The following is a 22,334-nucleotide window of genomic DNA, read 5'->3' on the forward strand; positions in this document are numbered from 1 at the left end:
AAGAGAGCGGGCGCCCTAAGAGCTTTGTGCTTAAGGGATGCCTGTTTCTTATTTTATATACGAAAAACACCTCATGGAATATCTACCATGAGGTGTTTTAACGACCCGTGTACTTTACAGGCATTTCAGCTATATCCTAATGGTAAACATAAAAATATTGGTTTTCAACAATAATTACTTGGTTTTACTAGTCATCGTCAGTCTGAATAGTTGCAATTTCATCATTTTAACAGTGCCACCTGATATAATTAGTCTTGAGGTGAGAAAATGATTAATAAAAGTACTACACCTAAAATATCTGAATTACTTTCGAAAAATGTAGACTTGAAACGTCAATTAAGAATAGCGAAAGAATTACAGCAAAATAAAGTAATAGACTTGAATGTTCAAAAAGTGATAAAAGTTACTTATCGAGTCGGATTAGGAACACCAGATGATCCAGTAAGAGAAATCAATTCTTATTGGGATGAAAATGGATCTCATTTATTTGATTTGTGATTTCTGCTTACGGGTGGATTTTTAATCATTAATTTAACATTTATTTGACTAATGAATATATCCAAATAAGCCTTCAGCTCTTGCAGTTTCTGATTAGTATCAAAATTTTGTGGTCGATTCCAATGCGCATAATCATTTCCATTAATTCTTACGACATCGGCTGATACACCTAAAGCGTCAGAATCTTTAAAGTAATGACCAATTGCACTATTTAATGTATATTTACTTACTTTTTCAACATCGTCACTTGAAAATTTAACTGCAAAGTCCTTAATTAGTATTTCTTCAGCTGCACGATATCCAATACCAGCAAGTTCTATATTTCCGTTATTTTCAGCTTGTTCTGCTTGATGATACATATCGACAAAACGTGGTGAAAAATCACTTATTCGTTTTTCAAACTGTCTTAAGCTGCTAGATGGAGTATACGTAAGCAATTGGGGATCAGAATCATCACTATCTGGAAATACTTTTTGAATTGACCAATGGTCTTTTTGACAACTAGGACAGTGATGACGCATGTAAATAATTTTAAAGCCACTGTAATGAGTGTGTCCTTCAATAGAGGATTGAGGATTATTAATTTTTCCGCAATTAGGACATATATCTGGAATTAAAAATTTAGTACGACGATAATTAGGAATTTGTTGATCAATCTGATAAATTCTATATTGCATAAAAATCTCCTATAATTTTACATATCAAACCCAACATGAATAGCTTTACCTAAGATACGGCCTGGATTATCTTCGTTTAAGATGATCGGGTCGTATTTTGTTGTGTTGATAGGATAGAGAAATACATCTTTGCCGACGTGCTTAACCTTCTTTAAGGTAGCTCTGGTGTCATCGTCAACTTGAACGGCAGCAATTTCATCGTCTTCAACAGTAGGTTGCTTATGGATAAGAACAAGAGCACCGTCTGGAATAAGTGGTTCCATCGAATCACCTTGGCATCTTAGTGCAAAAAGTTCATCTTTTTTCGGTTCTTCTTCAAATAATTCATAAGTGTAGCCCTCAATGTTCTGTTCGGCCAAGATAGGTTCACCGCATGCGATTGTTCCTATAATAGGAACTCGAACGTAATGCATCCCTGATGTGTCGATAGAATTGGAGGGAGTAGGTTCTGAATCTAGTTCAAAAGAATATCTTGGATCTATATCACTTTTTTTAACATTTAATGCTAAAGCGAGTTTTTCCAAGTTTCCAGCATTAGGAGTAGATTTTTCTCGAAGATAACCGGATAACGTTGTAAGAGGTATACCAGCTTTTCTGGCTAATTCAGATTGTGTCATTCCATGCATATATTCTTTTAAATTAGCAGATATTAACTTTCGAGCGGCTTGTTCGAAAGCTGATAATTTATTTCTCGGCATTATTTAGCCTCCTTTCTCTAACTGATCTTAAAACTAAACTTTTAAGATTAATTGAGTTTATGCCTATATTATAATAGAAATTCCGTAGTTGTGTTCATTTTTATACAAAAATACTAGTTTATTAGTTGGCATTACTAATAAACTAGTATAATATAAAATCGAACTTGAACGAGAGGAGGAAATATATGAGTCAAAAAGATGTGAAACTTACGCTCGAAGCGGCTCGAATAAATGCAGGATATACACAGGCTCAAGCTGCGAATGCACTAGGACTAAAGTCGACAACACTTGCAGGTTGGGAAAAGGATAGCACTAGATTGTCATATATAGAAGCACATAGATTAGCTAAGTTATATGGAATAACTCCTGATTTGCTTTTTTTTGGCAAAAAATACGACTTTATTAGTAGAATGAAGAAAGAGAGAAAGTAATGAATAATCAATTGAAAGTTCTAGGTACAAAACATATCGGTAAGATTACATTCACTGGAATTGAGGGTGGATTTGGACCAGGTAAGAAAGCAATTTTAGCAAAAGACACTGCTAGAATTCATAATCAGCCAGTTGGAGAAATCAATAGAAGAATCAATAACAATCGTAAGTGGTTTAAAGACGGTGTCGATATTATTGACCTGAAATCCGTTATGGCTCAAAACCATAACGAAATTGGATTTACCCAAAATGCTTGGAATCGTGCTAAGAACATCTATCTCTTATCTGAGCGTGGATATGCCAAGCTTTTAAAAATCCTAGACGACGATAAAGCTTGGGAAATTTATGACGAATTAGTAGATAACTACTTCAACATGCGAGTAGCAGTTAAGGAAAATAAGCCAGCGATTGTTAATCAAGAGCGTTTAGCAATTATGAAAGATAATTCAGCTACTAGAAAAGCCAATATTCTTTACAAAATTGCAATGCACACTAAGTCCGATTCTTCTAAGGAAATGTTATTGGCAAAAGCAGCAAGCTTAATTACTGGAGAGATGACAATTCCAGTAATGGAGAAGAAGACCTATACGGCTACTGATATTGCTAATGAATGTGGAATTAAAGCTCAAGCAGTTGGGAAAATTGCTAATCGTCTTGGCTTAAAAGCTGAACAGCCTGGTCAAAACAAATATGGTCGCTGGGCAAACAGTAAGTCACAATATTCAGATAAAGAAGTTCCACAGTGGCTCTACTTTGAAGAAGGCAGAGAAGCAATTAAGAAGGAATTGGAGGAATAATTATGAACTACGAAAATGTTAAAGATGCACTTAAAGAATTAGTTGCTTTGAATAGTCCTGGTACAACTACACAATACTTGTTCTATCTGTCACGTAAAGATAAATAAGCAGGAAGGAGTGTTCGATATGGATGAAACAATGATTGAAATTAATGCCGTGATTGATCAATTAGCATCTAAATTAATTCAAAAAGATGAATTTGATTACGACATTAAAGATGCACTTATTTCAATGCTAGAAGCAAAGGAAAATTATTCACTAGCATTAAAAAAAGCCAAAACTAGAAAATAATCTAGTTTTGACTAGTCAAGATTAATGATTAGATGATTTCACCTGGCTTAAAACACGCTTATAAATTCTAAAATACTCAGTTACCGCAGACAACGAAGTATTAGAAGTATTTTTCTTTTGAGCACTTGCTACAGCCAAGGCAACAGTTATATCATGAGCGATTTGTTCATCTGTCATAAAATTCACCTCCATTTACAGGATGAATTAATTATATCTCATAGAAAGGAATGCTTATTATGGTAAATAATCTTCAATTATTTAAGTTTGAAGGGAAAGAAGTTAGAACTTTAAAAATTAATGATGAACCATATTTTGTAGGGAAAGATGTGGCAACCATTCTTGGATATGCAAAGGCGGCTAATGCAATTAGTCAACATGTAGATGATGAAGATAAAGGGGTCACTAAAATGATGACCCCTGGGGGAAATCAAAATATTCAAATTATTAACGAATCAGGGATGTACAGTCTCATCTTAAGTAGCAAACTTCCAAATGCTAAGAAGTTTAAGCACTGGGTAACAAGCGAAGTTCTTCCAGCTATTCGAAAGAATGGATCATATCAATTACCGCAAACACCAGAAGAACGTTTGAAACTAGCAATGGAAGCTACCATTCATTTGGACGAGCGAATGACTAACGTAGAAAAAGATGTTGATTTTATTAAAAATACGTCTGAAATTGACTTAAACCAACGATTTAAACTGCGAAAAGCAAGAGATAGAAAATCGGTAGAAGTTTGCGGTGGTAAGAAGAGCAATTTTTACAAAGATAAAAATAAAAGACGCAAAGTTTTTCGTCAGTTAGAGCATGATTTCAAAGATTCGTTTGTAATTTCAAGATATGAGGATTTATCAAAGAAAGACTTTGATAGAGCAATTAATTTCATCAGTAATTGGTATCCATCATATCCGCTACAACAAGATATTCAACGAATGAATGCACAGACTGATTTAGGTCTATAAGCGATGTAAGAATTGGAGAAATAATGATGAACTACGAAAATGTTAAAGATGCACTTAAAGAATTAGTTGCTTTGAATAACCCTGGTACAACCTTTGGCAAAGTTTCAACAATTATTGATTCAGGGGTAAAGACTGGAGAACGAAAGTTTGAAGTAAAGGATCTTCAAGAATCTAATTATGAATTGTTGGCTAATGTATGTGACTTACTTGGTTTGAGTGACATTTATCTTGATGAGGAGGAAGAGTAAATGAAAAGATACACAGTGACATCTAAGCCTATTGAAGCAACTGAAACGCTTAAACAAATTCCAATAGCTAAAGAAATCATTGCTGTTTTAAGAAGCCATGATCTTAATTATGAAGATGCAAAAAAAGCACTTGATTGTGCAAACCAAGTACTTTTGAATTATTTGCTTGACAAAAAGATTTAGTTGTTATTAAGCCAATCTTTTACGTTTTGTCCAGCATTTTTAGTTTTCTCTTGTTCTTTTTGATACTCAGCATATTGTTCAGCATTAGCACCGACTACATAGCTTGTTTCGTAGTCAGCTGGTTCACCTGAATTTACTAATTTAGTACCTACATGAAGAAGCTTCCAACCCTTTTGCAAATACTTATTAGCACGTTCATTTGAATAAATGTCATCAAATTCAAGAGTAAAAACAATGTCTTTCACGAGTAAATCATCTCCTTATTTTCAGATCATCAATGGGCAACTAAAAATATTATAACACAGTATATTGTGGGAACATAAGTGCGAGGCACAAAATATGTGGAACAAAATTGAAAAAATCTTAAAAGAAAAACATATGTCAATATATCGTTTAGCTAAGGAAAGCGGAGTTAACGAGAACACATTACGCAATTATAAAAAGAATTATTCGAATCCTGACGGTGTTGATCCGAGTTTTAAAAATGTATGCAAAATTGCTGATGCTTTGAATGTTTCTCTTGATGATTTAAGAGACAAAGAAAAGTAACCGACAAAGGTCAGCAATACTTTATTAATAAGTTTTTGAGGGATGAGGAAGAGTAAATGGAAGAAAAAGATGACATTTCGATTTTAAACTTAATCGAAAAAAATATAAGCAAAATAAAAGTTTCACATAATTTTCAAGCAAAAAGTTTCTACATTTCTACAATTGAAAAGTTATGTGAAGCGTACGATCAACAGATTAGTGCTGAACTAATTAATTTTCGAGAAGAAAAGCCATCGGTTAGGAAACCAATGACTAAAGAACAGTATGATGAATTCTTTAAAAATGCTGGGATTTTACCCAATCAAGAATTTTTGGACAAAAAGGAAAGTAAAGAATGATTGAACTAGCTGTAGTAGCAATGTGGGTATTTGGATTAATAATTGTAACTTTGATGAGTTATGAAAAAACAAAAAACACCACATTGAATGTAGTGTCAGTAATCTTAATTCTCATAATTACAACAATTATTGTTGCTTCTTTAAGTCATAGTTAAATGCTTTCAAGGTAGCAAGAACAGATTCATTAGCTGTATCAAAATCGTTTTGATCAGCCCCATATTCACCAGCTTTAGCGATTTTTGACAAAGTATCGTTAACTAATTTTTTCTCTTCTGAATTACAAATTGGTAATACTTGACCAGCTGATTTTTGCGCTTGTCTTAGATTGTTTATGTCACCAAATTGGTTAAGGCAAGAAGCTAAATCGCCTAGAAAATTAGAAATTAAATTATTTTTGAAATCTTGCATAGCTTGATTTCTCTTAAGTTTTTCATTTTCTTGCGCAAACTTTTGCTTGGTCAATTCTAATTCTTTAACAGTTTTGTTATTGCTTCGATTATTCAGAAAAGTAACAACAGAGGCTACTACAGCAACAATGATGCTACCAATTTGACTAATTAATGCCCAGTTCATTTAACTATGTACTCCTTATTAATTCTATTGAAATTATAGCAGAAAACGAGATGAGTAGGGATGGAGGAAAAGAAAATTAGCATAGATAAAGAAATACTAAAAACGATAGAACATACTGCTAACATTGCTGCAATGACTGGTAGCAGGAAGAATTATGGAATTTATATTAGTACGATTTCAAGCTTATCAAATGTACTTACTGTTTTAGGTAATTTAGAAAAAGAGCCGCCGAATAAAATTAAAGTTTATGGTAGCGGTCAAATAGCAGCTGAAATTGAAGATAAATAAATCACAATCGGAGGTAATAAAAGAGGTATCCAGATATGAATTTATCAGAAGAAGATATTAAACGAATTGCTAATGAAGTATATGAACTTCAAAAGCGAGATAAACAATTTACTGTCAAAAAACCAGTATATAGCAAAGAATGGATCAAGTTGAGCAAAGAGATTGATGCTTGGTGCCATGAAAATAAAGATGGTTATGGTGCTGGATATCAAACGTTGCACGATCAAATTTATGGAGCAATTAGATTCGTCACTGGTTGTAGTTGGATTAAAAGTTTAACTAAATATGATATACCGCCGGCTAGATTTATCTTTGAGCAAATGACATCTGAATTTAAGAAAAATAGAGGTAAATAAAAATGGACGAAGAATTTATCAATGCATTACGTGATTACACATTAAAAGTAATGAAAAAAGAACAGTCTCCAGAATTAGTTAGCAAGTTAGTTGCTGAACTTATGGAGTTGCAAAGGTAGGTGAGCAGAGATGTCTATAAAAGGTGCAATAAAAGATGTGTCTAAAATGGACGATATTTTAACGCCTAAGGAAGTTGAAAAGAAGTATAGCTGGTCATACTCAACGTGGCGAAGAAGACGCGAGGAGTGCTTAGTTTCTCCATATAAAGATGCAATTGTAATGGAGAGCCAACGAAGATGTCATGTTAAGGCTAAGAGGTTTGAAGAGTTTCTAGATTGGAAGTCACAACAAATCTATGATGAGCAGTTTGGGTTAGTTTAGGAGTTTAAAAATGTATAAAACAGATATTTTAATTTCAAAATGGTTTAACAAGAAGGTTAATGATTTCTTCGAAACAAATTTGAGTACAAGAGAAAGTGATATCTTCATGTTCACTGGAATCTTTTCAGCATTAGTAATTTTCGTGATTCTCTTCTATTGCGTAATCATGCCGAACATATAGGAGGGATGAAATGCTTAGTATTAAAACGATGCATAAGTTAGTTTTAAACTCTAATGTTTATCAACTAAAACAACCAATTCAAAAAGATAGATATACAGTGCTATTTGAAAAAGAGCTAGAAAAAAGCCCATCGCTAACGGTAATTAGTGATGGACTGTTAAAAAATAAAAACCATATTGATTATAGCATGTGCACTATCAGGCGGTGAACAAGATGGTACGGATTAAAAAGGTCTACGACAAGAATTATACCGTTATTGGAAATACTTCTATAAATGATAGCGGGTTGTATTTAGCAGATAAGGGAATGCTTGAATATTTGTGGTCAAAGCCTGACGATTGGGATTTCTATGCAAGAGAAGTAGCAAAGCATCAGAAGGACGGAATAGATGGAGTAAATTCTGCATTACGTCACTTAGAAGAAAATGGTTATTTATGTAGAGGTCGAGTTAGAAATGAAAAAGGACAGCTTAAAGGAAGCAAGTGGCTTTTATCAGAAACTCCAAAAAAAGAATGGAGTGAATATTATCAAAAGAAATGCGAAAAAAGAAAGAAAAAGCCTAAAGTGGAAAAACCAATACAGGCTAAGCCTAAACAGGCTGAACCTAAACAGGAAAATCCAGGACTACTAAATACTAACCAAACTAAATACTCACCTAACAAAATAAAGAACTTTACTAAATCTCTCTCTAAAGAAGAGAGGGAGAGAGATAAAAATCTAATTGATATATTAATCAATCATTTAAATAATACTGCTGAATTGTGGCACAGAGAACCAATTATTTTTTCTGAGAATGAATACAGTAGGTTAATTAAAGCAGTACATGGTAAAGATCCAAGATTATTAAAAGAAATTGCTGAGAAAACAGTAGTTAACAGTGAACAATATCCGCAAGGCTATTTGCTGAACTGTATCAAGAATTTACCAGATGTGAAAGAAGAGAGTGCATGATGGATAAATACATTTATAGCAAATCATGGTATGGACGTCGAATAGTTGTTAAACAGTTAGCGTATGAGGATATAGGTCCATACTTTGCAGGATACATCGAATTAAAGAAAGATGATCCTAAGGATTGGTTGAGACATGCTGGAGTGGGAGATCAGGATTATTTTTATGGAGTTGATCCTTTTACTTCGTTTCCAGGATGCCCTACATTTGCTGGATATCTATTAGATGATGAACATCATATCTACGTTGGCTTTGATACGCAAGAATTTGCAGCTGCATACAACAGGGATGATTGCATTGAAATTTTAAAAGAGGTAGCCAAAAAATTAGCATCCCACAATAAATAGAAATTAAGAAAGGCAAGAAGAAAAAATGGGAAGATACAATTTTAAAAACTATGAGTACAGCAAAAAAGATAATTTAAACAGTAATTTGGATATTAATAAGCTTTCTAAGGAACTAGTTAACAGGCCATTAAACTCATCATATCGAAAGAATGATTCTTACAAAGTGGGAGTTGTCTTATATTTTATGAGTGGCCAAACATATAAGACACCAGAATTTACAGTTGACGATATTTATGATGCACTGCAACGAAATAAACGCTGGCTTGATCAAGAAAATGGCGGAGCAATTAATCTAGGCTATGTTGTAAGATACAGTACTTATAAGTTTTATGAAAGGTCAGAACATGGTAGAGCTTAAGTTTGCATGGAGAAAAGAAAAGCGTGAGGGTTTACCTAAAGAAGATCAGGAAGATCTTAGTTTAGATCATCAGAATATAAAGGTAGCACGCAACGAGTTATTTTTTATCATACTAAATGTGGAAAAGAATGGGCACCAATTGCAGGAGAGGTTATGTATAAAAATTCTCACTGTCCTTGTACTTCTAAATTTAGAAATCATGATTATGGGTGTAATAGAGTTGATAAATTTCTTGAATCTCATAATTGTAAAAGAATTGGTGAATATAAAGATATGAAACACCCCATTAAAATATTTTCTGAAAAATGTAAACATACTTTTCTTAGAACACCAGATATTCTTCTTAATCAAAAAGCTGGAGCTAAATGCCCAATTTGTAGGAAAAAGCCTGCCAGATTTCAAATTAGCAACTTTATGAAAGAAGAAATTAAATGGAGAAAATCTAAAGGATTTACTCAGAAAGATGTTGGGGATCTTATACATTGTTGCGATCATCTAATATCAGATTTTGAAAATGGGCATAAAAGACCATCAAAGAAGCAAATTGCTGAAATTAAAAATTATATGGAAGCTTTGACTATTGGGGATGATGACGTGATTAGAGAGGCAGTTGACGATAAGCAATGAAAGTAATAGATAAGCGAGGAAAAAAGCAAGCTAATGACTGGCAAGTTGGTGATGTAGTTTGTTTTTGGGAAGATGTCGAAAATAAAAAATATGCGATTATTACACATATTAGTCAAGAAGATGGATATGGATTGACCAACTTAGGTGCAAATGCGGGTACTGAGCACGTTCTATTTGCAGATACACCGTCTTCAGTAATTGATATTTTAATTGACCGTGGCTTTCACTTTGAAAAGGTAAACGCAAAGCTGGTGATTGAATGATGCTTTGCAGTGCAGTTGCCTTTGTAGAAGGCTATGATCCTAAAATTAAACTAAGTCAAAAACAGTTACTTAATATGGTGCATCAAATTAAGCCTAATGAGCCTTTACCAAAAGAAATAGATGGCTATAAGGTTAAACCTTGCGATGATTATTCGAAAAGATATTTAATTTATATTTTTTACAGATTGGAGAACTAAATATAGAATGCTAGCAACAGATAATAAATGTAAATACTGTCAAGGTAATGAACCGCTGGTAAGTTTTGATGATACTCCAATACAAATTTACATGGGTTTCAATGAAGATTCAGCTTTATCGGTTGATGTGGATTCTGCAATTTACAATTTAACTTTTGAAATTCAAGCAATTTATTGCCCAATGTGCGGGAGGAGACTATGAAAATTAGAGTTTCGTGGGATTCGCCAGATTATTATCAACCCACAGAAGATACTTATGAAGATATTGAAGTAGATGATAATGCTACCGAAGAAGAGATTGAAAATGTTGTAAAGGAAACGGCATTTGAACATTTTGAATATGGCTATGAAATTTTAACTACTAAGGAGAAAAAATAATGTTTTTAAATGGTAAAGACTGGAAATGTCCTAAATGTAAAACTGAAAATTATATTGGAGATAGTGTAAATGATGTAGCAGCATTAAAAAGTTTAGATTATCTTGAAAATAATAATATTGAAGTACCATTTATTTGTGATAAGTGTGGTTTTAAAGAAGTATTACTAGTTGCGTATGACTTGGCTAAAAATCGTTACGAAGTGGATTATGAAGATACAGCATTTTGTAATAAAGACAAAAAATGGAGAGATAAGTTATTACAGGATGCTAATTTGATTTAAGGAGACAAAATTTATGAAGCGATTCAAAATACCAGAGACTGGGGACAATGTCATTTTAAAAAGTAAAAAGACAACTGATTATAAAGAAGTCAAAATAGTGGAAGTTGAAGCTGAATTTTATGCTATTGAACTTGCTACAGGTAAATCTTTAAAAGATAAGTCAGAGACTTTTATAGGTGAATCAATTCCAGATTTGCTTGGCTGTTTACAAGATAGATATGAAATTTACTTAGACGATGAATTTGTAGAAGTGAGTGGTTTTGATTATGTGCCAAAATAAATGTATTTACTGCACTTTCAATCCTATAACTCATATGGGTGCAGATTTCATAAGTGGTAAACCAATTGACAAGAAGTTTAAAAAGAAAATTGATTTATGGGATGGAATGGATTGGAAATATGCAACGTATATCTATACCGATAAAGAATCATTTACTTTAGAAACAGATGAGCCAGATAGTGAATGCTATGAACGTCAATATACGCATACTCTTATTGATTACTGCCCGAAATGTGGGAGAAGGTTAACTGATGAATGAAATGATAATTAAGTATCAACTTATTAAAGTTAGGCAAAAGCAATTAGAAGAAAATGGCCTACTAAAACTAACAGATTACTTAGTAACTAATGATTATAAAGGCTTTGAAAAGTATCTTTCATTGTGGGCTAAAAAACATCATATGCCTGTTCTCAAAGCAGCATTTATTTTTACGAAATTTGAAGATGATTTTATAGATTTACAAACTCAATTAATGGAGAAACATTATGAACAAAATTAACTCAATTATTACTTTAAGACATTTTGAAAAAGATGAACCGTTAATTATTTATAGTCCTGAGATTGCTGACAACGTAAGTCTGCAAATGGTTAATACAATTGCAGACATTAGCGCTTATGTTTATGATGATGAATCTTTCTATGATTTAGACCGAGAAATAACTTATGGATCTAACTCTTACGTTATTAATCGAAAACCAAGCAGACAGCGTGAAGTTTTTGTAAATGCCAAAGATATTGTTATGGTTCAGGAGGCTGACATTGATTTGGACGATCGTTAACACAATTGGACCTTTGATGGTCATTGTACTTTGTATTTATAACAATCATTTACAGAAAGAATCGCAACGTCTCAGTAAGCAAGCTTTGAAAGAAATTGATGAGTATTATAAAACGATTTCCAAAGCTTTTGATGCACAAACAAAATTTAATGATTCAACAGTTGATAATATTGAACGTCATGAGGAAGCTATGCGAATTATTGTTAATTATATTAAAGCAGGTGAAAATAATGTCTGAATCTGAGCATAGTATTCAATCTAAGATACAAATTGAATTATCTAAGCATGGTTGTACAGTATTCCGTGCTAACGTTGGAAAGATGAGAACACCAGATGGGCGTTTCTTTTCTACTGGATTACCTTCTGGCTTTCCCGACTTGTCCGGTTTTAGATGGATTGATGGCAAAGCTTTCTATATTGAAGTTAAGAATGCAACTGGCAAACCAAGAGAAGATCAGATACGTTTTCATCACATGCTTACATCACATGGTATTATTCACGGCATTGCTCGCAGTGTAGATGATGCTCGAATGATAGTCGAAGGTGCACTTATAGGCTATGGTTTTGATGATTATGAAGGAGGAATTGCATGACACTTTCTACTGAGTTTTATGATTATTTACACCAATTAGAAAAGGACGGATCAATTAATCGTTTTGATATGGATAGCCCACAGCTTACTAAGCTTCATGAGCTGGCTTCTGGAACGTTTGAAGATAGACGAGCTAATTGTATTAAGCTTCTTGAACGAGGATTTGATAAGTGGGAAATCTCTGCTGAAACAGAGTTTGCAGCGTCAGTTATTGAAATTTTTCGTAGAGAAGCAAGAATTCCGATTGTACCTCACTATAACTATTTAATTGATGGCAAGTTCTATACAGATTTAAATGCACTACGTAAGGCTTTTAAAATACCTACTACTGCTGGTGCAATTGATTATCTTTGTGATAGACGCCATAAAGCTTATCATCTCAAAAAATTCCATTGGGAACAGATACCATTAGGTTCGCACATGATCGATGGGCACGGTACAGAACGAGTTAAAGATTCTTATGATATCAGGACTTACAAGCAATTTTAGTCTACTTATACCCATACCTTTTAACTGTTATATGTATTAAAATATAGAAATGAGGTATTGAAAATAACAGTAAATTTGAGGAGTGGGAATGTGAGTTTATTATTTAGAGAATTAGATTGCGATAAGACGTGCGATAGAGTTGATGAATTCTTAACTGATGATTTAGAAAGATTAATTCTAATGGCTGGTCGTAATCTTACTGACTTACGTTCTCCTAGCTTATCTCTAGCACCTGGTCATTCCAGTGGAACTAATCATGCAGAAGTAAATATCATTCATGGTCTTAACGCTGAGGCAGAGGTAAGAGCAATCCATCACACCATTTACCATCTACCTGAAATGTCAAAAATAATAATGCGCGATCTCTACATTTATCAAATGGAGAGTTGGCAAGTAGCCGATGCAATTAGATATGGTCACACTCAATACAATGCGTTAAGACGGCGAGCACAATTATTCTTTGCTGATAGTTTTGATCATTGGCAAAGGTATATGAATTGTGAACCAATCATTGATTTACATCGATATAAAAAAGACCGGAATCATACCGGTAATTTAGCGGAATAATAGTGATGGTCGAACGGCTAGAATATAAGCTATAGTAGTACTGTGAGTTAAATCGGAATACATAATGCTCACACCACTCCTTAAATATAAATATGTAAGGCTGGTAATGGTTCGACTCCATTATCAGTCATCAGATATCGCAAGCATCAATTTTAATTGTTATATTTTTATTTAGGTCATTTACAATTTACATGCTTTATCTGCTTACGATATCGCTGGAGAGTTTGCTTATGGAAACAGCAAGCTCTCTTTTATTTTGCTCTAAGAATTATGTGGAGATGATAAAATGCCAAGAGTTAGACGGTGTAAGTATAAGGGATGTCATGGGTTTGCCATGATGCCTAATTACTACTGCACCAAACATATTAAGTATGAAGTAGAGTATAGAGCGGAACGTGAGAAGTATCGCAAGCGTCAAGCTTCACGCTCTACTACTTGGCATTACAATCATGTCACTCGCTATCGTAACTCCGTTAAGTCAGAGCAGAATAAGTTCTATCACTCTCGTGAGTGGCAGTCACTTCGTGCTCTCGCTCTTCAACGTGACTTTAACTTGTGCAAATATTGTCGGATAAATCCTGGAAACATTGTCGATCACATTGTTCCTATTGAATGGGATCAAAACAGAATGAAGAATGCAGATAATTTGGTAACGTGTTGTAGGGACTGTCATGCCAAGAAGACACGCTGGGAGCAGAAGTATTATGGTACTGGTCTACATAATTCTTTAAAAGATGTACCAGCCATTACGGATATTGAAATAATTAATAAATTGATGAATGCACGAGATGACAAATAACTGCGATCTAAGACGATTTAATTTTTAATGAGCGATCATCATACTCAAATGAAAATTAAATCAATTTTATCCCCCGCCTAGTGGCGAAAATGGAAGAGCCGCACCATAGCCGTCATCTTGCGTGAAATATTAAATTTTGAAACTTTTTGAAAGCGGGGTGAAACCTAATGAACGTTGACTTAACTAAACCAAAAGTTCCAACGCAAGCGCCGAAATGGCTGGGAACTTACGGCAAATATTTGTGGCCCAAATTGACCGCATATTTGAATAAAAGCAATAAGATTATTCGTGCAGACGAGTATTTAATTCAGCAATATTGTTCTGCATATGATATTTACAGACAGGCTTATGAAGATTTACAAAAAAATGGCATTCAGCAAAAGGTTTATAAAACTTCTCTCTCTCCTGTAGATGGTTCAGTGGTCAGTCGTGATTTTCAGGGTTTCAAGAAAAATCCTGCTTACAATATGATGTCTGATTCTTTAGGAAGACTTAATACAATTGGTAAACAACTGGGCCTAAGTCCACAAGCTAGAAATAAGCTTATGGAACTTTCAGGGCCAGACACAGAAAAGAAATCAGTTGCTGAATCAATGAAGGAGTTCTTTAAATCATGAAAATTGATCTAACACAAACTCATGACGTAATCGGTGCTTTTAAAAGCATTGATTGGTCAGATATTAAATCAAAATATACTGATCCCGCAACTTTATACGCTTTTTCTGTTTTAAATGGCACAAAAATAGCTGGATATAGGATAAAACTTGCATGCTTTCGGCATTTAATGGATCTCAAAAGACAAGGACAACCAGATTTTCCTTATCACTATGATGTAGAAGAAGCTAATAGACTTCTAACTTTCGCTAAAATTTGTCCTAATGTTGATACTGGAGAGCCAACTAAGTTAATGGAATGGCAAGAGTTCACTTTTGCTCTTATGTTTGGCTGGCGTGATGAGGATAGCAACAAACGATTTACTCGTGTAATAGACTCTGTATCGCGTGGTCAAGGTAAGACGTATCAAATGGCTATCTTAGTTTGCTACTCATTTCTAATTGAAAGCATTGGGTTATCAAATCAAGATTATTTAGTGGCTTCTATTAACTTCAAACAAACTATGAAGTTATTTGGCTATGTCGCTTCAATGATGAGAAAAATTATTCAAAGTGAACCTTTTAAAAGCTACGCAAGTGAAGTAAATCTTTATATTCAGTCAGACCAAATTATTATGAAGAAAAATAATAATGTTTTACGTGCCATTAGTCTTGAAGCTGGACAATATGACTCTTATCACTTTAGAACAGCTATATTTGATGAAATCGGAGAAGTTAAATCACGGGAAACTGTGAGCAAGATCATTTCTGGCCAGGTTAAAGTTCCAAATCATCAATTTATCCAAATTTCTACTTCTTATCCTGATCCCACAGTTCCATTCCATCAAGATCAAAAAATGGTTATTCAAGCAATGGAGCAGGATTGGAAAAGGGATGCAGATAGCTATCTAGGATTAATTTGGTCACAAGATAGCTTAGATGAAACTTACAAGCCTGAAACATGGGTTAAGTCCAATCCCCTCTTAGATTTACCGGATCAACACGACGGCTTGATGAAAGGCTTAAAAGACAAGCGTGATAGCGATTTGCTAACTGGTAATATTTCAGACTTTCAAACTAAAAACCTCAATTTATGGCTAAAACAATCAACTGATAGCTATTTAAATTTAAGAGACGTTGAGGACGCTGTAGATAATGATTTTAAGATTGATGGTCGAGAAGTATTTATCGGCTTTGACTACTCTATGTTTTCAGATAACACAGCACTAGGTTTTGTTTATCCTTATGGAGATAGAAAATTCCATTTAGAACAGCATAGTTTTATCCCTTGGCAACATGCAGGATCAATTGAAGCTAAAGAAAAGCAAGATGGACTTGCCTACCGTAATTATCCTGAATATTGCACGATTACAGCACATCAACAAGGCATTATTAATCCAGAACAGATTTATAGATGGTTGCTAAGCTATGTTGAAGAACACCAATTGAAAGTTAAATTCTTTGGCTATGACCGCTTTGGATCATATCAAGTCAAGAACATAACAGAATCTCTTAATGTAAATACCGACTGGTACATTATGGACATTCAGCAAAGAACGTCAGCTCTTGCAAATCCTACTAAGTTTTTACAGGAACTTTTTGTTACTCATAAAGTATCTATTCCTAATGATCCAATCATGCAAAAGGCTTTACTTAATGCGATAGTTAAGGCTGATAAAATTGGTATTCAAATTGACAAGGATAAAGCCACTTTAAAGATTGATGTTGTCGATGCTTTAATTGATGCACTATTTCAAGGAATGTACTACTTCGATGAAAATGCTGATTTAAATAATAAAGACACTGAAATTGATAGAATGACAGAACAACAAGTCCTTGATTGGTTTAAGAATCCTAAGTCAGGACTACTAGGAGGTGAGACCACTGATAACTAAGTTAAAAGAACAGCTATGGAAATACATTGATGTGATTTTCTATTTTGCAGGACTTATAGCAATTACTTTTGGTGCTTTCAAAATTAATGAACCATTGGGTTACATCGTTGGCGGTGTAGCCCTTTTAATTTCTGGTTATTTAGTAGAACTTATCGCATCTGGCGGTGAGAAAGGAGGTGGTAATTAATGCCTCTGCTTAAACTAAATAGATCTCACTCTCAGGGGTTTTCTTTAAATGATCCTGATTGGGTAACTTTTCTAACAGGCGGAGAAGCACAGAAATATGTTTCTGCTGATACCGCATTAAAGAACTCTGATATTTTTTCTCTGATTATGCAACTATCAGGAGATTTAGCAATGGTTCGTTATACTGCTGATTCTGATAGATCTCAATCAATTATTAGCAATCCGAGCGTAACCACTAATGGCTATAGCTTTTGGCAAGGAATGTTTGCCCAGTTATTGCTAGATGGGAATTGTTACGCATATAGGCATAAAAATGCTAATGGAGTTGATTTATCTTGGGAGTATTTAAGACCCTCACAAGTTCAACCAATGCTATTACAAGACGGTTCAGGATTAATCTACAACATTAATTTTGATGAACCAGCAATTGGGTATATGGAAAATGTACCGACTTCCGATGTCATTCATATTAGGTTATTGTCAAAGAATGGCGGTAAAACTGGCGTATCTCCACTTTCTGCACTAATAAATGAGCAGCAAATCAAAGACGCTTCTAATGCCTTAACTTTAAAAGCATTAAAGCAGTCTGTTACTGCTAGTGCAGTATTAAGTATTCAACATGGTGGTTTACTTGACGCTAAGACAAGAATTGCAAGATCAAAGGAAATTTCAAAACAGATTCATGAGTCAGATGGTCCAGTAGTAATTGATGCGCTTGAAGAGTACAAACCGTTAGAAATGAAAGGCAATATTGCAAGTCTTCTAAATCAAGTTGATTGGACTAGAGATCAAATTGCAAAGGTTTATGGTGTACCCGACAGTTATTTAAACGGTCAAGGCGACCAGCAATCTTCTATTACTCAAATTGGTGGTCAATATGCTAAATCATTAAATCGTTATGTACAAGCAATTATCAGCGAGTTAAATGATAAATTGCATGCTAATATTTCAGCCGATATTCGCTTTGCTATTGACGCAATGGGAGACCAATATGCAAGTACTATTTCAGGCTTAGCCAAAGATGGCACAATTGCTGGTAATCAGGCTCGATTTATTTTACAAAATTCTGGCTATCTCCCTAGCGATTTGCCTGATCCAGAAAAGAAACCACAACAAGCAATTCAATTAATTCAGCAACAAGAGGGAGGTGATGACGATGGTAACAATTCAGATGAACGGGGAAGTAATTCCGAGTGATTATGCTGACGTCTATGATTATTTAGGCTATGAAAGCATTAATCCTAAGACTGTTAAGCAGGCTTTGAATGACGCAGATGGATCAGACGTAACGCTTGAGATTAACTCTCCTGGTGGTTATGTGGACGCAGGAAGCGAAATCTATACAGCACTTAAAGAGTATCAGGGCAATATTACAGCTAAGATTACTGGTCAAGCTTGTTCTGCTGCTTCATGGATTGCCCTTGCAGCAGATAAGGTTGAAATGTCGCCAACTGCTCAAATGATGATCCATAGAGCTTCTACAATTTCAATGGGTAATAGCGATGACTTATCTAGTGCGTTAAATGCTTTGGATTCACTTGATAAGTCGTTTGTTGATCTATATAGTCAACGCACTGGCTTAGACAAGCAAGAAGTTTACAGATTAATGTGTAATACTACTTGGATGAATGCTAAACAAGCAGTAGATAAAGGATTTGCAGACGAAATTATGTTTCAAGATAGTAAACAGCCTGCATTAGTAAATGCAGATGGTTCTCTATCAGTTAAACCAGATATGATTAATAAGATTAAGAACTTACTTCATAACCAATCGACCGAGAATGTCGTTAAACCTCTACCAAAAGAAAATAAAAAGAATGATGGCCAACTTCAAAAGAAGCTGGTTATTTTATTTGGAAAGGAAAATTAAGATTAATGAATATCAATCAATTAAAAGACGCGTTTGATATGGCTGGTCAAAAAGTACAAGACTTAGAAGATAAACGCGCACAAATTGTTGTTGATCTTGGTAAAGATGAATCTTCTCACTCTGTAGATGAAGTTACCAAGTTAAATGAAAGTTTAAAGAATGCCAAGATGAATCAAGAATTAGCTAAAGCAGCTTATGAAGACGCTAGAGCTGATTTGAATGCTGAACCAATTAATAAGAAACCATTACCAGTTAAACAAGACGGTAAAGCTGATATTAAGGCTATTAAGAACCAATTTGTTTCTGATTTTAAGAACTTGGTAACTTCTGGAACTACTGGTGCTGGAAATGCAGGTTTAACTATTCCAGAAGATATTCAATTACAAATTAGAACTTTAACACGTTCATTTGTATCTCTTGAAAGCTTAGTTAATGTTGAAAATGTTTCTACTTCTCATGGCTCACGAGTTTACGAAAAGTTGAACGATATTACACCATTGAAAGACTTAGATGACGAAACAGCCATTATTGGTAATAATGACGACCCAGAATTAACAGTAATTAAGTACTTAATTCACCGTTACGCTGGAATTACTACTGTAACTAATACTTTATTAAAGGATACTGTAGACAACATCATCCAATGGTTAGTTAACTGGGTAGCTAGAAAAGATGTTATTACTCGTAATGCTAAGATTCTCGAAGTCATGGGGAAAGCTCCTAAAAAGCCAACTATTTCTAAGTTTGATGATATTAAGGACTTAGAAAACAACACTCTTGATCCAGCAATTGAAGCAAGCTCAAGTTTTATCACTAACCAATCTGGGTATAACATTTTAAGTAAATTAAAAGATGCAGAAGGTCGCTACTTAATGCAACCAGATGTAACTAATCCAGATAAGTACATGATTGATGGTAAACCTGTAGTTCGTATTGCTGATAAGTGGTTACCAGATGTATCAGGTTCACACCCTCTATACTTCGGAGACTTAAAGCAAGGCATTACTTTATTTGACCGTCAACAAATGCAAATTGACACTACTAATACTGGCGCTGGTTCATTTGAAAGCGACAGTACTAAGCTTCGTTTCATTGACCGATTCGATGTTGAATTAATTGATGATGGAGCTTTTGCAGCTGCTTCATTTAAGACTGTTGCAGATCAGTCTAAAGGAACGGCTGATACTGATAAGCAAACCTCTCAAAACTAGAGGTGATTCTTAATGACCGCTTATCTTAAGATCACTGATGGCCTTAAGAGGTCATTAGGATATCTTGATGAAGACGATTCTTTAGATGAAGGTTTAAAGAAACGTATGACTGGTGCTTTAATTGCAGCTGAAAGCTATGTTCAGGGTGCAATTGGCACTGACTTAGATGATTTCTATACTTCTGAGGAGAATAAGCCACTGTATACCTTAGTGTGCAATGCTTTAGCAGCTTCTTATGTTCAAAATCCAGTGAGCATTACTTCTGGTGCAGTAGTAACGGTGGATGCTGTAACAAATGCAGTAATTGGCCAGCTTAGAGGGCGTTATGCCAAGGAATTGGAGGATCACGATGGTAAGGATATTGAATCCGAGCAGACAAAATCAGAAGATTGAGTTTGGAAAAGAATCTGATGAACCTGAGTACGACCAAAATGATAATCCAATTCCTTCAATTACAGTCTTATGGACGACTCTAGCAATTCCTTATAGTTTGAACACGACTCAGATCATTCAAGCTCAGGGGCTTAATTTAGCTGACCAGCGAATGTATGCTGTAAGACATCGGTTAGATAGTTTCTGGGATCAAATCTCAAGAGCTAGAGTTAATGGCGAGATGTATGAGGTTGTTCATATAAATCCAGATGAAAAGAACTCTCCCACAAGCTATGATTTAGTGACTGTTAAGAAGGTTGAAGATCATGGCTAAAGATATGGGAGAGTTTTTAGATAGTTGGGTTGATTCCGTTGAGCAGAGCATGAAATTGACACCTGAAGACAAGGCAAGAATTACCGGCGCAGGTGCCGAAGCTTTTAGTCAGGTATTGCATGATCGCACGCCACGAAGCAATGAAATCTATCGAAGAGGGCGCTCTGCTGGTCATGCGAATGCTAAGCATGGTAATTCGCACCGAAAGACTAAGCACCTGCAGGATAGCATTACGTATAAGGCTGGTTATACAGCTGATAAAACTCATACTGGAGATACAGATGTTGGCTTTGAAGGAAAGTACTATGATTTTTTAGCTAAGATTGTAAATAATGGTCAGCACCATATGTCTGAGAAAAGATATGCCAACATGCATTTTTATGATAAAGCCCAACAAGAAGCTAAGAAATCAGTTAAGGAAGCTGAATTAAAGGCATTTAAGGAAGTGATGAACCATGACAGCGATAAATGACGCATATCAAGCTATTTTAAATAAAGTGCCCGGAGTCGATCGCTATTATAAAAAGCGAATAACAGGGAAAATTGATAATACTAAAACTGATTTGCTGATTACTCCAGTTATTGGAAGTTATGCCGGTTATGGCTCAAATATTCCCACTGTAGAAGTTCAAGAAGTAGAAATTCAAGTTTTTATTGGTATAGAAAATAAAACAGCTAATTTAGACACGATCAAGAATTCGATTGTGTCTTTTTTAGTGCCTGAATGGCAAGTAAGCTATGGACCAGATGAAGGAACTGATCCTGAAACAGATGAAACTATGCTTACTTTCCATTTCACACGCAATTATGAAAGGAAGTTAAATTAATGGAATTAAATGGTTTTGCGAGAGCATTAATTGCTCCTGAAGATGATAATGCAAAATTGAAAACTCTTGATGAATTCAAAAAGTATGGTCAATACAAAGCACAAGGTGTTTTTCAAGCTGATTTACAAACTGCTAGAGGTACTACCCAAAGCAATATTACTGGTTTGAACCCAACAGTAACTAAAGTTTATGGTTCTAACACTACTGCTGAAAGTGAAGTTGGTGTTGAGAATATTTCATGTACTTTTGCAGCGAATGATATGCCTTTTGATATTGCCTCTCTTATGCAAGGTTTGTTTAAGGATAAAGAACATGGTGGGTATAAACGTGCGGATAAGCGCTTGTTCAAGGGGGCTTATATTGCAGTTTCTGAAAATCATGGCTTTCCAGTTTACTATGCTTTCCCATACTGTACTTTTACTCCAGGTACGGGTGTAAACATGCAAACTGATGCAGCTAGTCCAGTGACTGTGCATGACACATTTACAGTTACTCCACAAGCTCGTCCAACTGATAATTTACTCTATCAAATCTTTGTTGGTGATCCTGATCGTGATCCAGCTTGGAAAAATGAGGAAGCAATGTTGGCTTATATCATTGATGGTTTCCAACAAACATCAGCCCCAACTCCAGCACCTTCTAAGTAGTTAAAGCAGGGAGGGAGGGGTAGGAACAAATAAAGCAGG

The 22,334-nt window shown here is 34.7% G+C and carries 47 protein-coding genes; 42 read left to right on the plus strand and 5 right to left on the minus strand.

What is annotated here, in order from left to right:
• Positions 1-267: 267 nt before the first annotated feature.
• On the plus strand, positions 268-498 hold the full coding sequence (locus F3I00_RS03215; RefSeq protein ID WP_003653471.1) for a hypothetical protein: 231 nt from the start codon (positions 268-270) through the stop codon (positions 496-498).
• Here the strand turns inward: F3I00_RS03215 and F3I00_RS03220 are convergent.
• On the minus strand, positions 480-1,175 hold the full coding sequence (locus F3I00_RS03220) for a DUF4145 domain-containing protein (RefSeq protein ID WP_003653470.1): 696 nt from the start codon (positions 1,173-1,175) through the stop codon (positions 480-482). The genes F3I00_RS03215 and F3I00_RS03220 overlap by 19 nt on opposite strands.
• 17 nt (positions 1,176-1,192) lie before the next feature.
• Entirely contained in the window at positions 1,193-1,873 is a 681-nt protein-coding gene (locus F3I00_RS03225) for a LexA family transcriptional regulator (RefSeq protein WP_020807577.1), read from the minus strand.
• Positions 1,874-2,058: 185 nt separating this feature from the next.
• Between F3I00_RS03225 and F3I00_RS03230 the strand changes: the two genes are divergently transcribed.
• From F3I00_RS03230 to F3I00_RS03240, 3 genes are all read left to right on the plus strand, one after another.
• Positions 2,059-2,304 carry a helix-turn-helix transcriptional regulator gene (locus F3I00_RS03230; RefSeq protein ID WP_113533036.1) on the plus strand — a complete coding sequence of 82 codons (246 nt, stop codon included), beginning with the start codon at positions 2,059-2,061 and terminating at the stop codon, positions 2,302-2,304.
• Positions 2,304-3,101 carry an ORF6N domain-containing protein gene (locus F3I00_RS03235; RefSeq protein ID WP_020807575.1) on the plus strand — a complete coding sequence of 266 codons (798 nt, stop codon included), beginning with the start codon at positions 2,304-2,306 and terminating at the stop codon, positions 3,099-3,101. Before F3I00_RS03230 ends, F3I00_RS03235 begins: the two co-directional genes overlap by 1 nt.
• A gap of 126 nt (positions 3,102-3,227) precedes the next feature.
• On the plus strand, positions 3,228-3,392 hold the full coding sequence (locus F3I00_RS03240; protein ID WP_155271673.1) for a hypothetical protein: 165 nt from the start codon (positions 3,228-3,230) through the stop codon (positions 3,390-3,392).
• 21 nt (positions 3,393-3,413) lie between these two features.
• On the opposite strand, the gene F3I00_RS03245 is transcribed toward F3I00_RS03240, so the two are convergent.
• Entirely contained in the window at positions 3,414-3,569 is a 156-nt protein-coding gene (locus F3I00_RS03245) for a hypothetical protein (RefSeq protein ID WP_157957776.1), read from the minus strand.
• Positions 3,570-3,628: 59 nt separating this feature from the next.
• On the opposite strand from F3I00_RS03245, the gene F3I00_RS03250 reads away from it, so the two are divergent.
• The 3 genes from F3I00_RS03250 to F3I00_RS03260 are packed head-to-tail and all read left to right on the plus strand — an operon-like array spanning position 3,629 to position 4,785.
• Positions 3,629-4,354: an ORF6C domain-containing protein gene (locus F3I00_RS03250; protein WP_020807574.1), complete on the plus strand. Its 726-nt coding sequence runs from the start codon at positions 3,629-3,631 to the stop codon at positions 4,352-4,354.
• Positions 4,355-4,380: 26 nt separating this feature from the next.
• Complete coding sequence (locus tag F3I00_RS03255; protein ID WP_020807573.1) at positions 4,381-4,602, plus strand: hypothetical protein; 222 nt, start codon at positions 4,381-4,383, stop codon at positions 4,600-4,602.
• On the plus strand, positions 4,603-4,785 hold the full coding sequence (locus tag F3I00_RS03260; protein WP_020807572.1) for a hypothetical protein: 183 nt from the start codon (positions 4,603-4,605) through the stop codon (positions 4,783-4,785). It begins immediately after the preceding gene.
• Here the strand turns inward: F3I00_RS03260 and F3I00_RS03265 are convergent.
• Complete coding sequence (locus tag F3I00_RS03265) at positions 4,782-5,030, minus strand: hypothetical protein (RefSeq protein ID WP_020807571.1); 249 nt, start codon at positions 5,028-5,030, stop codon at positions 4,782-4,784. The two genes, F3I00_RS03260 and F3I00_RS03265, sit on opposite strands and share 4 nt — an antisense overlap.
• Positions 5,031-5,124: 94 nt before the next feature.
• On the opposite strand from F3I00_RS03265, the gene F3I00_RS03270 reads away from it, so the two are divergent.
• Together F3I00_RS03270 and F3I00_RS03275 are read left to right on the plus strand one after the other, a co-directional pair.
• Positions 5,125-5,334, plus strand: a complete 210-nt coding sequence (locus F3I00_RS03270; RefSeq protein ID WP_020807570.1) for a helix-turn-helix transcriptional regulator — start codon at positions 5,125-5,127, stop codon at positions 5,332-5,334.
• Positions 5,335-5,390: 56 nt separating this feature from the next.
• Positions 5,391-5,672 (plus strand): hypothetical protein, encoded by a 282-nt coding sequence (locus F3I00_RS03275; protein ID WP_020807569.1) that lies wholly within the window; start codon positions 5,391-5,393, stop codon positions 5,670-5,672.
• Positions 5,673-5,798: 126 nt separating this feature from the next.
• On the opposite strand, the gene F3I00_RS03280 is transcribed toward F3I00_RS03275, so the two are convergent.
• The gene (locus F3I00_RS03280) at positions 5,799-6,245 is read right to left on the minus strand and encodes a hypothetical protein (RefSeq protein WP_020807568.1); all 447 of its coding nucleotides are present in this window, start codon (positions 6,243-6,245) and stop codon (positions 5,799-5,801) included.
• Between the two features lie 60 nt (positions 6,246-6,305).
• Between F3I00_RS03280 and F3I00_RS03285 the strand changes: the two genes are divergently transcribed.
• The 33 genes from F3I00_RS03285 to F3I00_RS03445 all read left to right on the plus strand — a co-directional run bounded on the left by F3I00_RS03285 (position 6,306) and on the right by F3I00_RS03445 (position 22,295).
• The gene (locus F3I00_RS03285; protein WP_020807567.1) at positions 6,306-6,533 is read left to right on the plus strand and encodes a hypothetical protein; all 228 of its coding nucleotides are present in this window, start codon (positions 6,306-6,308) and stop codon (positions 6,531-6,533) included.
• Positions 6,534-6,568: 35 nt separating this feature from the next.
• A complete protein-coding gene (locus F3I00_RS03290) occupies positions 6,569-6,889 on the plus strand; it encodes a hypothetical protein (RefSeq protein ID WP_020807566.1) in 321 nt (106 codons plus the stop codon).
• 129 nt (positions 6,890-7,018) lie between these two features.
• Positions 7,019-7,270, plus strand: a complete 252-nt coding sequence (locus tag F3I00_RS03295; protein ID WP_020807565.1) for a hypothetical protein — start codon at positions 7,019-7,021, stop codon at positions 7,268-7,270.
• Positions 7,271-7,461: 191 nt separating this feature from the next.
• Positions 7,462-7,659, plus strand: coding sequence for a hypothetical protein (locus F3I00_RS03300; protein WP_020807564.1), 198 nt, complete (start codon positions 7,462-7,464; stop codon positions 7,657-7,659).
• A gap of 5 nt (positions 7,660-7,664) precedes the next feature.
• Complete coding sequence (locus F3I00_RS03305; RefSeq protein WP_020807563.1) at positions 7,665-8,402, plus strand: hypothetical protein; 738 nt, start codon at positions 7,665-7,667, stop codon at positions 8,400-8,402.
• Positions 8,399-8,749, plus strand: coding sequence for a hypothetical protein (locus F3I00_RS03310; protein WP_232001033.1), 351 nt, complete (start codon positions 8,399-8,401; stop codon positions 8,747-8,749). The genes F3I00_RS03305 and F3I00_RS03310 overlap by 4 nt, the downstream gene beginning before the upstream one ends.
• A gap of 25 nt (positions 8,750-8,774) precedes the next feature.
• Positions 8,775-9,107, plus strand: coding sequence for a hypothetical protein (locus F3I00_RS03315; protein WP_020807561.1), 333 nt, complete (start codon positions 8,775-8,777; stop codon positions 9,105-9,107).
• A 153-nt stretch (positions 9,108-9,260) separates the two neighbouring features.
• On the plus strand, positions 9,261-9,734 hold the full coding sequence (locus F3I00_RS03320) for a helix-turn-helix domain-containing protein (RefSeq protein WP_126327871.1): 474 nt from the start codon (positions 9,261-9,263) through the stop codon (positions 9,732-9,734).
• Entirely contained in the window at positions 9,731-9,997 is a 267-nt protein-coding gene (locus F3I00_RS03325) for a hypothetical protein (protein ID WP_020807558.1), read from the plus strand. The genes F3I00_RS03320 and F3I00_RS03325 overlap by 4 nt, the downstream gene beginning before the upstream one ends.
• On the plus strand, positions 9,994-10,194 hold the full coding sequence (locus F3I00_RS03330; RefSeq protein ID WP_020807557.1) for a hypothetical protein: 201 nt from the start codon (positions 9,994-9,996) through the stop codon (positions 10,192-10,194). The genes F3I00_RS03325 and F3I00_RS03330 overlap by 4 nt, the downstream gene beginning before the upstream one ends.
• 7 nt (positions 10,195-10,201) lie before the next feature.
• The gene (locus F3I00_RS03335; protein ID WP_020807556.1) at positions 10,202-10,396 is read left to right on the plus strand and encodes a hypothetical protein; all 195 of its coding nucleotides are present in this window, start codon (positions 10,202-10,204) and stop codon (positions 10,394-10,396) included.
• Positions 10,393-10,572, plus strand: a complete 180-nt coding sequence (locus tag F3I00_RS03340; RefSeq protein ID WP_024273045.1) for a hypothetical protein — start codon at positions 10,393-10,395, stop codon at positions 10,570-10,572. Before F3I00_RS03335 ends, F3I00_RS03340 begins: the two co-directional genes overlap by 4 nt.
• Entirely contained in the window at positions 10,572-10,853 is a 282-nt protein-coding gene (locus tag F3I00_RS03345) for a hypothetical protein (RefSeq protein WP_020807555.1), read from the plus strand. Before F3I00_RS03340 ends, F3I00_RS03345 begins: the two co-directional genes overlap by 1 nt.
• A gap of 13 nt (positions 10,854-10,866) precedes the next feature.
• Positions 10,867-11,133, plus strand: coding sequence for a hypothetical protein (locus tag F3I00_RS03350; RefSeq protein WP_020807554.1), 267 nt, complete (start codon positions 10,867-10,869; stop codon positions 11,131-11,133).
• Positions 11,120-11,392, plus strand: coding sequence for a hypothetical protein (locus F3I00_RS03355; protein WP_020807553.1), 273 nt, complete (start codon positions 11,120-11,122; stop codon positions 11,390-11,392). Before F3I00_RS03350 ends, F3I00_RS03355 begins: the two co-directional genes overlap by 14 nt.
• Positions 11,385-11,633: a hypothetical protein gene (locus tag F3I00_RS03360; protein WP_020807552.1), complete on the plus strand. Its 249-nt coding sequence runs from the start codon at positions 11,385-11,387 to the stop codon at positions 11,631-11,633. Before F3I00_RS03355 ends, F3I00_RS03360 begins: the two co-directional genes overlap by 8 nt.
• Complete coding sequence (locus F3I00_RS03365) at positions 11,620-11,913, plus strand: hypothetical protein (RefSeq protein ID WP_020807551.1); 294 nt, start codon at positions 11,620-11,622, stop codon at positions 11,911-11,913. Before F3I00_RS03360 ends, F3I00_RS03365 begins: the two co-directional genes overlap by 14 nt.
• Entirely contained in the window at positions 11,894-12,151 is a 258-nt protein-coding gene (locus tag F3I00_RS03370; RefSeq protein ID WP_020807550.1) for a hypothetical protein, read from the plus strand. The genes F3I00_RS03365 and F3I00_RS03370 overlap by 20 nt, the downstream gene beginning before the upstream one ends.
• Positions 12,144-12,506 carry a VRR-NUC domain-containing protein gene (locus F3I00_RS03375; RefSeq protein WP_020807549.1) on the plus strand — a complete coding sequence of 121 codons (363 nt, stop codon included), beginning with the start codon at positions 12,144-12,146 and terminating at the stop codon, positions 12,504-12,506. The genes F3I00_RS03370 and F3I00_RS03375 overlap by 8 nt, the downstream gene beginning before the upstream one ends.
• Complete coding sequence (locus tag F3I00_RS03380) at positions 12,503-12,994, plus strand: hypothetical protein (RefSeq protein ID WP_015979941.1); 492 nt, start codon at positions 12,503-12,505, stop codon at positions 12,992-12,994. Before F3I00_RS03375 ends, F3I00_RS03380 begins: the two co-directional genes overlap by 4 nt.
• Before the next feature lie 90 nt (positions 12,995-13,084).
• Positions 13,085-13,561 (plus strand): ArpU family phage packaging/lysis transcriptional regulator, encoded by a 477-nt coding sequence (locus F3I00_RS03385; protein ID WP_020807548.1) that lies wholly within the window; start codon positions 13,085-13,087, stop codon positions 13,559-13,561.
• A gap of 286 nt (positions 13,562-13,847) precedes the next feature.
• Positions 13,848-14,360, plus strand: a complete 513-nt coding sequence (locus F3I00_RS03390; RefSeq protein ID WP_020807547.1) for an HNH endonuclease — start codon at positions 13,848-13,850, stop codon at positions 14,358-14,360.
• A 167-nt stretch (positions 14,361-14,527) separates the two neighbouring features.
• A complete protein-coding gene (locus F3I00_RS03395; protein ID WP_020807546.1) occupies positions 14,528-14,977 on the plus strand; it encodes a phage terminase small subunit P27 family in 450 nt (149 codons plus the stop codon).
• A complete protein-coding gene (locus F3I00_RS03400) occupies positions 14,974-16,848 on the plus strand; it encodes a terminase large subunit (protein WP_020807545.1) in 1,875 nt (624 codons plus the stop codon). The genes F3I00_RS03395 and F3I00_RS03400 overlap by 4 nt, the downstream gene beginning before the upstream one ends.
• Positions 16,829-17,035: a DUF1056 family protein gene (locus F3I00_RS03405; RefSeq protein WP_113533035.1), complete on the plus strand. Its 207-nt coding sequence runs from the start codon at positions 16,829-16,831 to the stop codon at positions 17,033-17,035. The genes F3I00_RS03400 and F3I00_RS03405 overlap by 20 nt, the downstream gene beginning before the upstream one ends.
• The gene (locus tag F3I00_RS03410; RefSeq protein ID WP_020807544.1) at positions 17,035-18,231 is read left to right on the plus strand and encodes a phage portal protein; all 1,197 of its coding nucleotides are present in this window, start codon (positions 17,035-17,037) and stop codon (positions 18,229-18,231) included. The genes F3I00_RS03405 and F3I00_RS03410 overlap by 1 nt, the downstream gene beginning before the upstream one ends.
• Positions 18,191-18,904: a head maturation protease, ClpP-related gene (locus F3I00_RS03415; RefSeq protein WP_020807543.1), complete on the plus strand. Its 714-nt coding sequence runs from the start codon at positions 18,191-18,193 to the stop codon at positions 18,902-18,904. Before F3I00_RS03410 ends, F3I00_RS03415 begins: the two co-directional genes overlap by 41 nt.
• A gap of 5 nt (positions 18,905-18,909) precedes the next feature.
• Positions 18,910-20,115: a phage major capsid protein gene (locus F3I00_RS03420; RefSeq protein WP_020807542.1), complete on the plus strand. Its 1,206-nt coding sequence runs from the start codon at positions 18,910-18,912 to the stop codon at positions 20,113-20,115.
• A gap of 12 nt (positions 20,116-20,127) precedes the next feature.
• Complete coding sequence (locus F3I00_RS03425; protein ID WP_020807541.1) at positions 20,128-20,508, plus strand: DNA packaging protein; 381 nt, start codon at positions 20,128-20,130, stop codon at positions 20,506-20,508.
• Positions 20,465-20,821 (plus strand): phage head closure protein, encoded by a 357-nt coding sequence (locus F3I00_RS03430; RefSeq protein ID WP_035425575.1) that lies wholly within the window; start codon positions 20,465-20,467, stop codon positions 20,819-20,821. Before F3I00_RS03425 ends, F3I00_RS03430 begins: the two co-directional genes overlap by 44 nt.
• Positions 20,814-21,293, plus strand: a complete 480-nt coding sequence (locus F3I00_RS03435) for a hypothetical protein (RefSeq protein ID WP_020807539.1) — start codon at positions 20,814-20,816, stop codon at positions 21,291-21,293. The genes F3I00_RS03430 and F3I00_RS03435 overlap by 8 nt, the downstream gene beginning before the upstream one ends.
• Positions 21,277-21,648 (plus strand): DUF806 family protein, encoded by a 372-nt coding sequence (locus F3I00_RS03440; protein ID WP_020807538.1) that lies wholly within the window; start codon positions 21,277-21,279, stop codon positions 21,646-21,648. Before F3I00_RS03435 ends, F3I00_RS03440 begins: the two co-directional genes overlap by 17 nt.
• Positions 21,648-22,295: a phage tail protein gene (locus F3I00_RS03445; protein WP_020807537.1), complete on the plus strand. Its 648-nt coding sequence runs from the start codon at positions 21,648-21,650 to the stop codon at positions 22,293-22,295. The genes F3I00_RS03440 and F3I00_RS03445 overlap by 1 nt, the downstream gene beginning before the upstream one ends.
• Positions 22,296-22,334 lie beyond the last annotated feature (39 nt).

The organism is Lactobacillus sp. JM1, from assembly GCF_009834385.1.
Taxonomy (GTDB): domain Bacteria; phylum Bacillota; class Bacilli; order Lactobacillales; family Lactobacillaceae; genus Lactobacillus; species Lactobacillus paragasseri.

Excerpts from the sequence above, each read along its gene's own strand:
- F3I00_RS03215 (WP_003653471.1), top strand. The coding sequence starts at position 268 with ATGATTAATAAAAGTACTACACCTAAAATATCTGAATTACTTTCGAAA.
- F3I00_RS03220 (WP_003653470.1), bottom strand. The coding sequence starts at position 1,175 with ATGCAATATAGAATTTATCAGATTGATCAACAAATTCCTAATTATCGT.
- F3I00_RS03225 (WP_020807577.1), bottom strand. The coding sequence starts at position 1,873 with ATGCCGAGAAATAAATTATCAGCTTTCGAACAAGCCGCTCGAAAGTTA.
- F3I00_RS03230 (WP_113533036.1), top strand. The coding sequence starts at position 2,059 with ATGAGTCAAAAAGATGTGAAACTTACGCTCGAAGCGGCTCGAATAAAT.
- F3I00_RS03235 (WP_020807575.1), top strand. The coding sequence starts at position 2,304 with ATGAATAATCAATTGAAAGTTCTAGGTACAAAACATATCGGTAAGATT.
- F3I00_RS03240 (WP_155271673.1), top strand. The coding sequence starts at position 3,228 with ATGGATGAAACAATGATTGAAATTAATGCCGTGATTGATCAATTAGCA.
- F3I00_RS03245 (WP_157957776.1), bottom strand. The coding sequence starts at position 3,569 with ATGACAGATGAACAAATCGCTCATGATATAACTGTTGCCTTGGCTGTA.
- F3I00_RS03250 (WP_020807574.1), top strand. The coding sequence starts at position 3,629 with ATGGTAAATAATCTTCAATTATTTAAGTTTGAAGGGAAAGAAGTTAGA.
- F3I00_RS03255 (WP_020807573.1), top strand. The coding sequence starts at position 4,381 with ATGAACTACGAAAATGTTAAAGATGCACTTAAAGAATTAGTTGCTTTG.
- F3I00_RS03260 (WP_020807572.1), top strand. The coding sequence starts at position 4,603 with ATGAAAAGATACACAGTGACATCTAAGCCTATTGAAGCAACTGAAACG.
- F3I00_RS03270 (WP_020807570.1), top strand. The coding sequence starts at position 5,125 with ATGTGGAACAAAATTGAAAAAATCTTAAAAGAAAAACATATGTCAATA.
- F3I00_RS03275 (WP_020807569.1), top strand. The coding sequence starts at position 5,391 with ATGGAAGAAAAAGATGACATTTCGATTTTAAACTTAATCGAAAAAAAT.
- F3I00_RS03280 (WP_020807568.1), bottom strand. The coding sequence starts at position 6,245 with ATGAACTGGGCATTAATTAGTCAAATTGGTAGCATCATTGTTGCTGTA.
- F3I00_RS03285 (WP_020807567.1), top strand. The coding sequence starts at position 6,306 with ATGGAGGAAAAGAAAATTAGCATAGATAAAGAAATACTAAAAACGATA.
- F3I00_RS03290 (WP_020807566.1), top strand. The coding sequence starts at position 6,569 with ATGAATTTATCAGAAGAAGATATTAAACGAATTGCTAATGAAGTATAT.
- F3I00_RS03295 (WP_020807565.1), top strand. The coding sequence starts at position 7,019 with ATGTCTATAAAAGGTGCAATAAAAGATGTGTCTAAAATGGACGATATT.
- F3I00_RS03300 (WP_020807564.1), top strand. The coding sequence starts at position 7,462 with ATGCTTAGTATTAAAACGATGCATAAGTTAGTTTTAAACTCTAATGTT.
- F3I00_RS03305 (WP_020807563.1), top strand. The coding sequence starts at position 7,665 with ATGGTACGGATTAAAAAGGTCTACGACAAGAATTATACCGTTATTGGA.
- F3I00_RS03310 (WP_232001033.1), top strand. The coding sequence starts at position 8,399 with ATGATGGATAAATACATTTATAGCAAATCATGGTATGGACGTCGAATA.
- F3I00_RS03315 (WP_020807561.1), top strand. The coding sequence starts at position 8,775 with ATGGGAAGATACAATTTTAAAAACTATGAGTACAGCAAAAAAGATAAT.
- F3I00_RS03320 (WP_126327871.1), top strand. The coding sequence starts at position 9,261 with ATGTATAAAAATTCTCACTGTCCTTGTACTTCTAAATTTAGAAATCAT.
- F3I00_RS03325 (WP_020807558.1), top strand. The coding sequence starts at position 9,731 with ATGAAAGTAATAGATAAGCGAGGAAAAAAGCAAGCTAATGACTGGCAA.
- F3I00_RS03330 (WP_020807557.1), top strand. The coding sequence starts at position 9,994 with ATGATGCTTTGCAGTGCAGTTGCCTTTGTAGAAGGCTATGATCCTAAA.
- F3I00_RS03335 (WP_020807556.1), top strand. The coding sequence starts at position 10,202 with ATGCTAGCAACAGATAATAAATGTAAATACTGTCAAGGTAATGAACCG.
- F3I00_RS03340 (WP_024273045.1), top strand. The coding sequence starts at position 10,393 with ATGAAAATTAGAGTTTCGTGGGATTCGCCAGATTATTATCAACCCACA.
- F3I00_RS03345 (WP_020807555.1), top strand. The coding sequence starts at position 10,572 with ATGTTTTTAAATGGTAAAGACTGGAAATGTCCTAAATGTAAAACTGAA.
- F3I00_RS03350 (WP_020807554.1), top strand. The coding sequence starts at position 10,867 with ATGAAGCGATTCAAAATACCAGAGACTGGGGACAATGTCATTTTAAAA.
- F3I00_RS03355 (WP_020807553.1), top strand. The coding sequence starts at position 11,120 with ATGTGCCAAAATAAATGTATTTACTGCACTTTCAATCCTATAACTCAT.
- F3I00_RS03360 (WP_020807552.1), top strand. The coding sequence starts at position 11,385 with ATGAATGAAATGATAATTAAGTATCAACTTATTAAAGTTAGGCAAAAG.
- F3I00_RS03365 (WP_020807551.1), top strand. The coding sequence starts at position 11,620 with ATGAACAAAATTAACTCAATTATTACTTTAAGACATTTTGAAAAAGAT.
- F3I00_RS03375 (WP_020807549.1), top strand. The coding sequence starts at position 12,144 with ATGTCTGAATCTGAGCATAGTATTCAATCTAAGATACAAATTGAATTA.
- F3I00_RS03380 (WP_015979941.1), top strand. The coding sequence starts at position 12,503 with ATGACACTTTCTACTGAGTTTTATGATTATTTACACCAATTAGAAAAG.
- F3I00_RS03390 (WP_020807547.1), top strand. The coding sequence starts at position 13,848 with ATGCCAAGAGTTAGACGGTGTAAGTATAAGGGATGTCATGGGTTTGCC.
- F3I00_RS03395 (WP_020807546.1), top strand. The coding sequence starts at position 14,528 with ATGAACGTTGACTTAACTAAACCAAAAGTTCCAACGCAAGCGCCGAAA.
- F3I00_RS03400 (WP_020807545.1), top strand. The coding sequence starts at position 14,974 with ATGAAAATTGATCTAACACAAACTCATGACGTAATCGGTGCTTTTAAA.
- F3I00_RS03410 (WP_020807544.1), top strand. The coding sequence starts at position 17,035 with ATGCCTCTGCTTAAACTAAATAGATCTCACTCTCAGGGGTTTTCTTTA.
- F3I00_RS03415 (WP_020807543.1), top strand. The coding sequence starts at position 18,191 with ATGGTAACAATTCAGATGAACGGGGAAGTAATTCCGAGTGATTATGCT.
- F3I00_RS03420 (WP_020807542.1), top strand. The coding sequence starts at position 18,910 with ATGAATATCAATCAATTAAAAGACGCGTTTGATATGGCTGGTCAAAAA.
- F3I00_RS03425 (WP_020807541.1), top strand. The coding sequence starts at position 20,128 with ATGACCGCTTATCTTAAGATCACTGATGGCCTTAAGAGGTCATTAGGA.
- F3I00_RS03430 (WP_035425575.1), top strand. The coding sequence starts at position 20,465 with ATGGTAAGGATATTGAATCCGAGCAGACAAAATCAGAAGATTGAGTTT.
- F3I00_RS03435 (WP_020807539.1), top strand. The coding sequence starts at position 20,814 with ATGGCTAAAGATATGGGAGAGTTTTTAGATAGTTGGGTTGATTCCGTT.
- F3I00_RS03440 (WP_020807538.1), top strand. The coding sequence starts at position 21,277 with ATGACAGCGATAAATGACGCATATCAAGCTATTTTAAATAAAGTGCCC.
- F3I00_RS03445 (WP_020807537.1), top strand. The coding sequence starts at position 21,648 with ATGGAATTAAATGGTTTTGCGAGAGCATTAATTGCTCCTGAAGATGAT.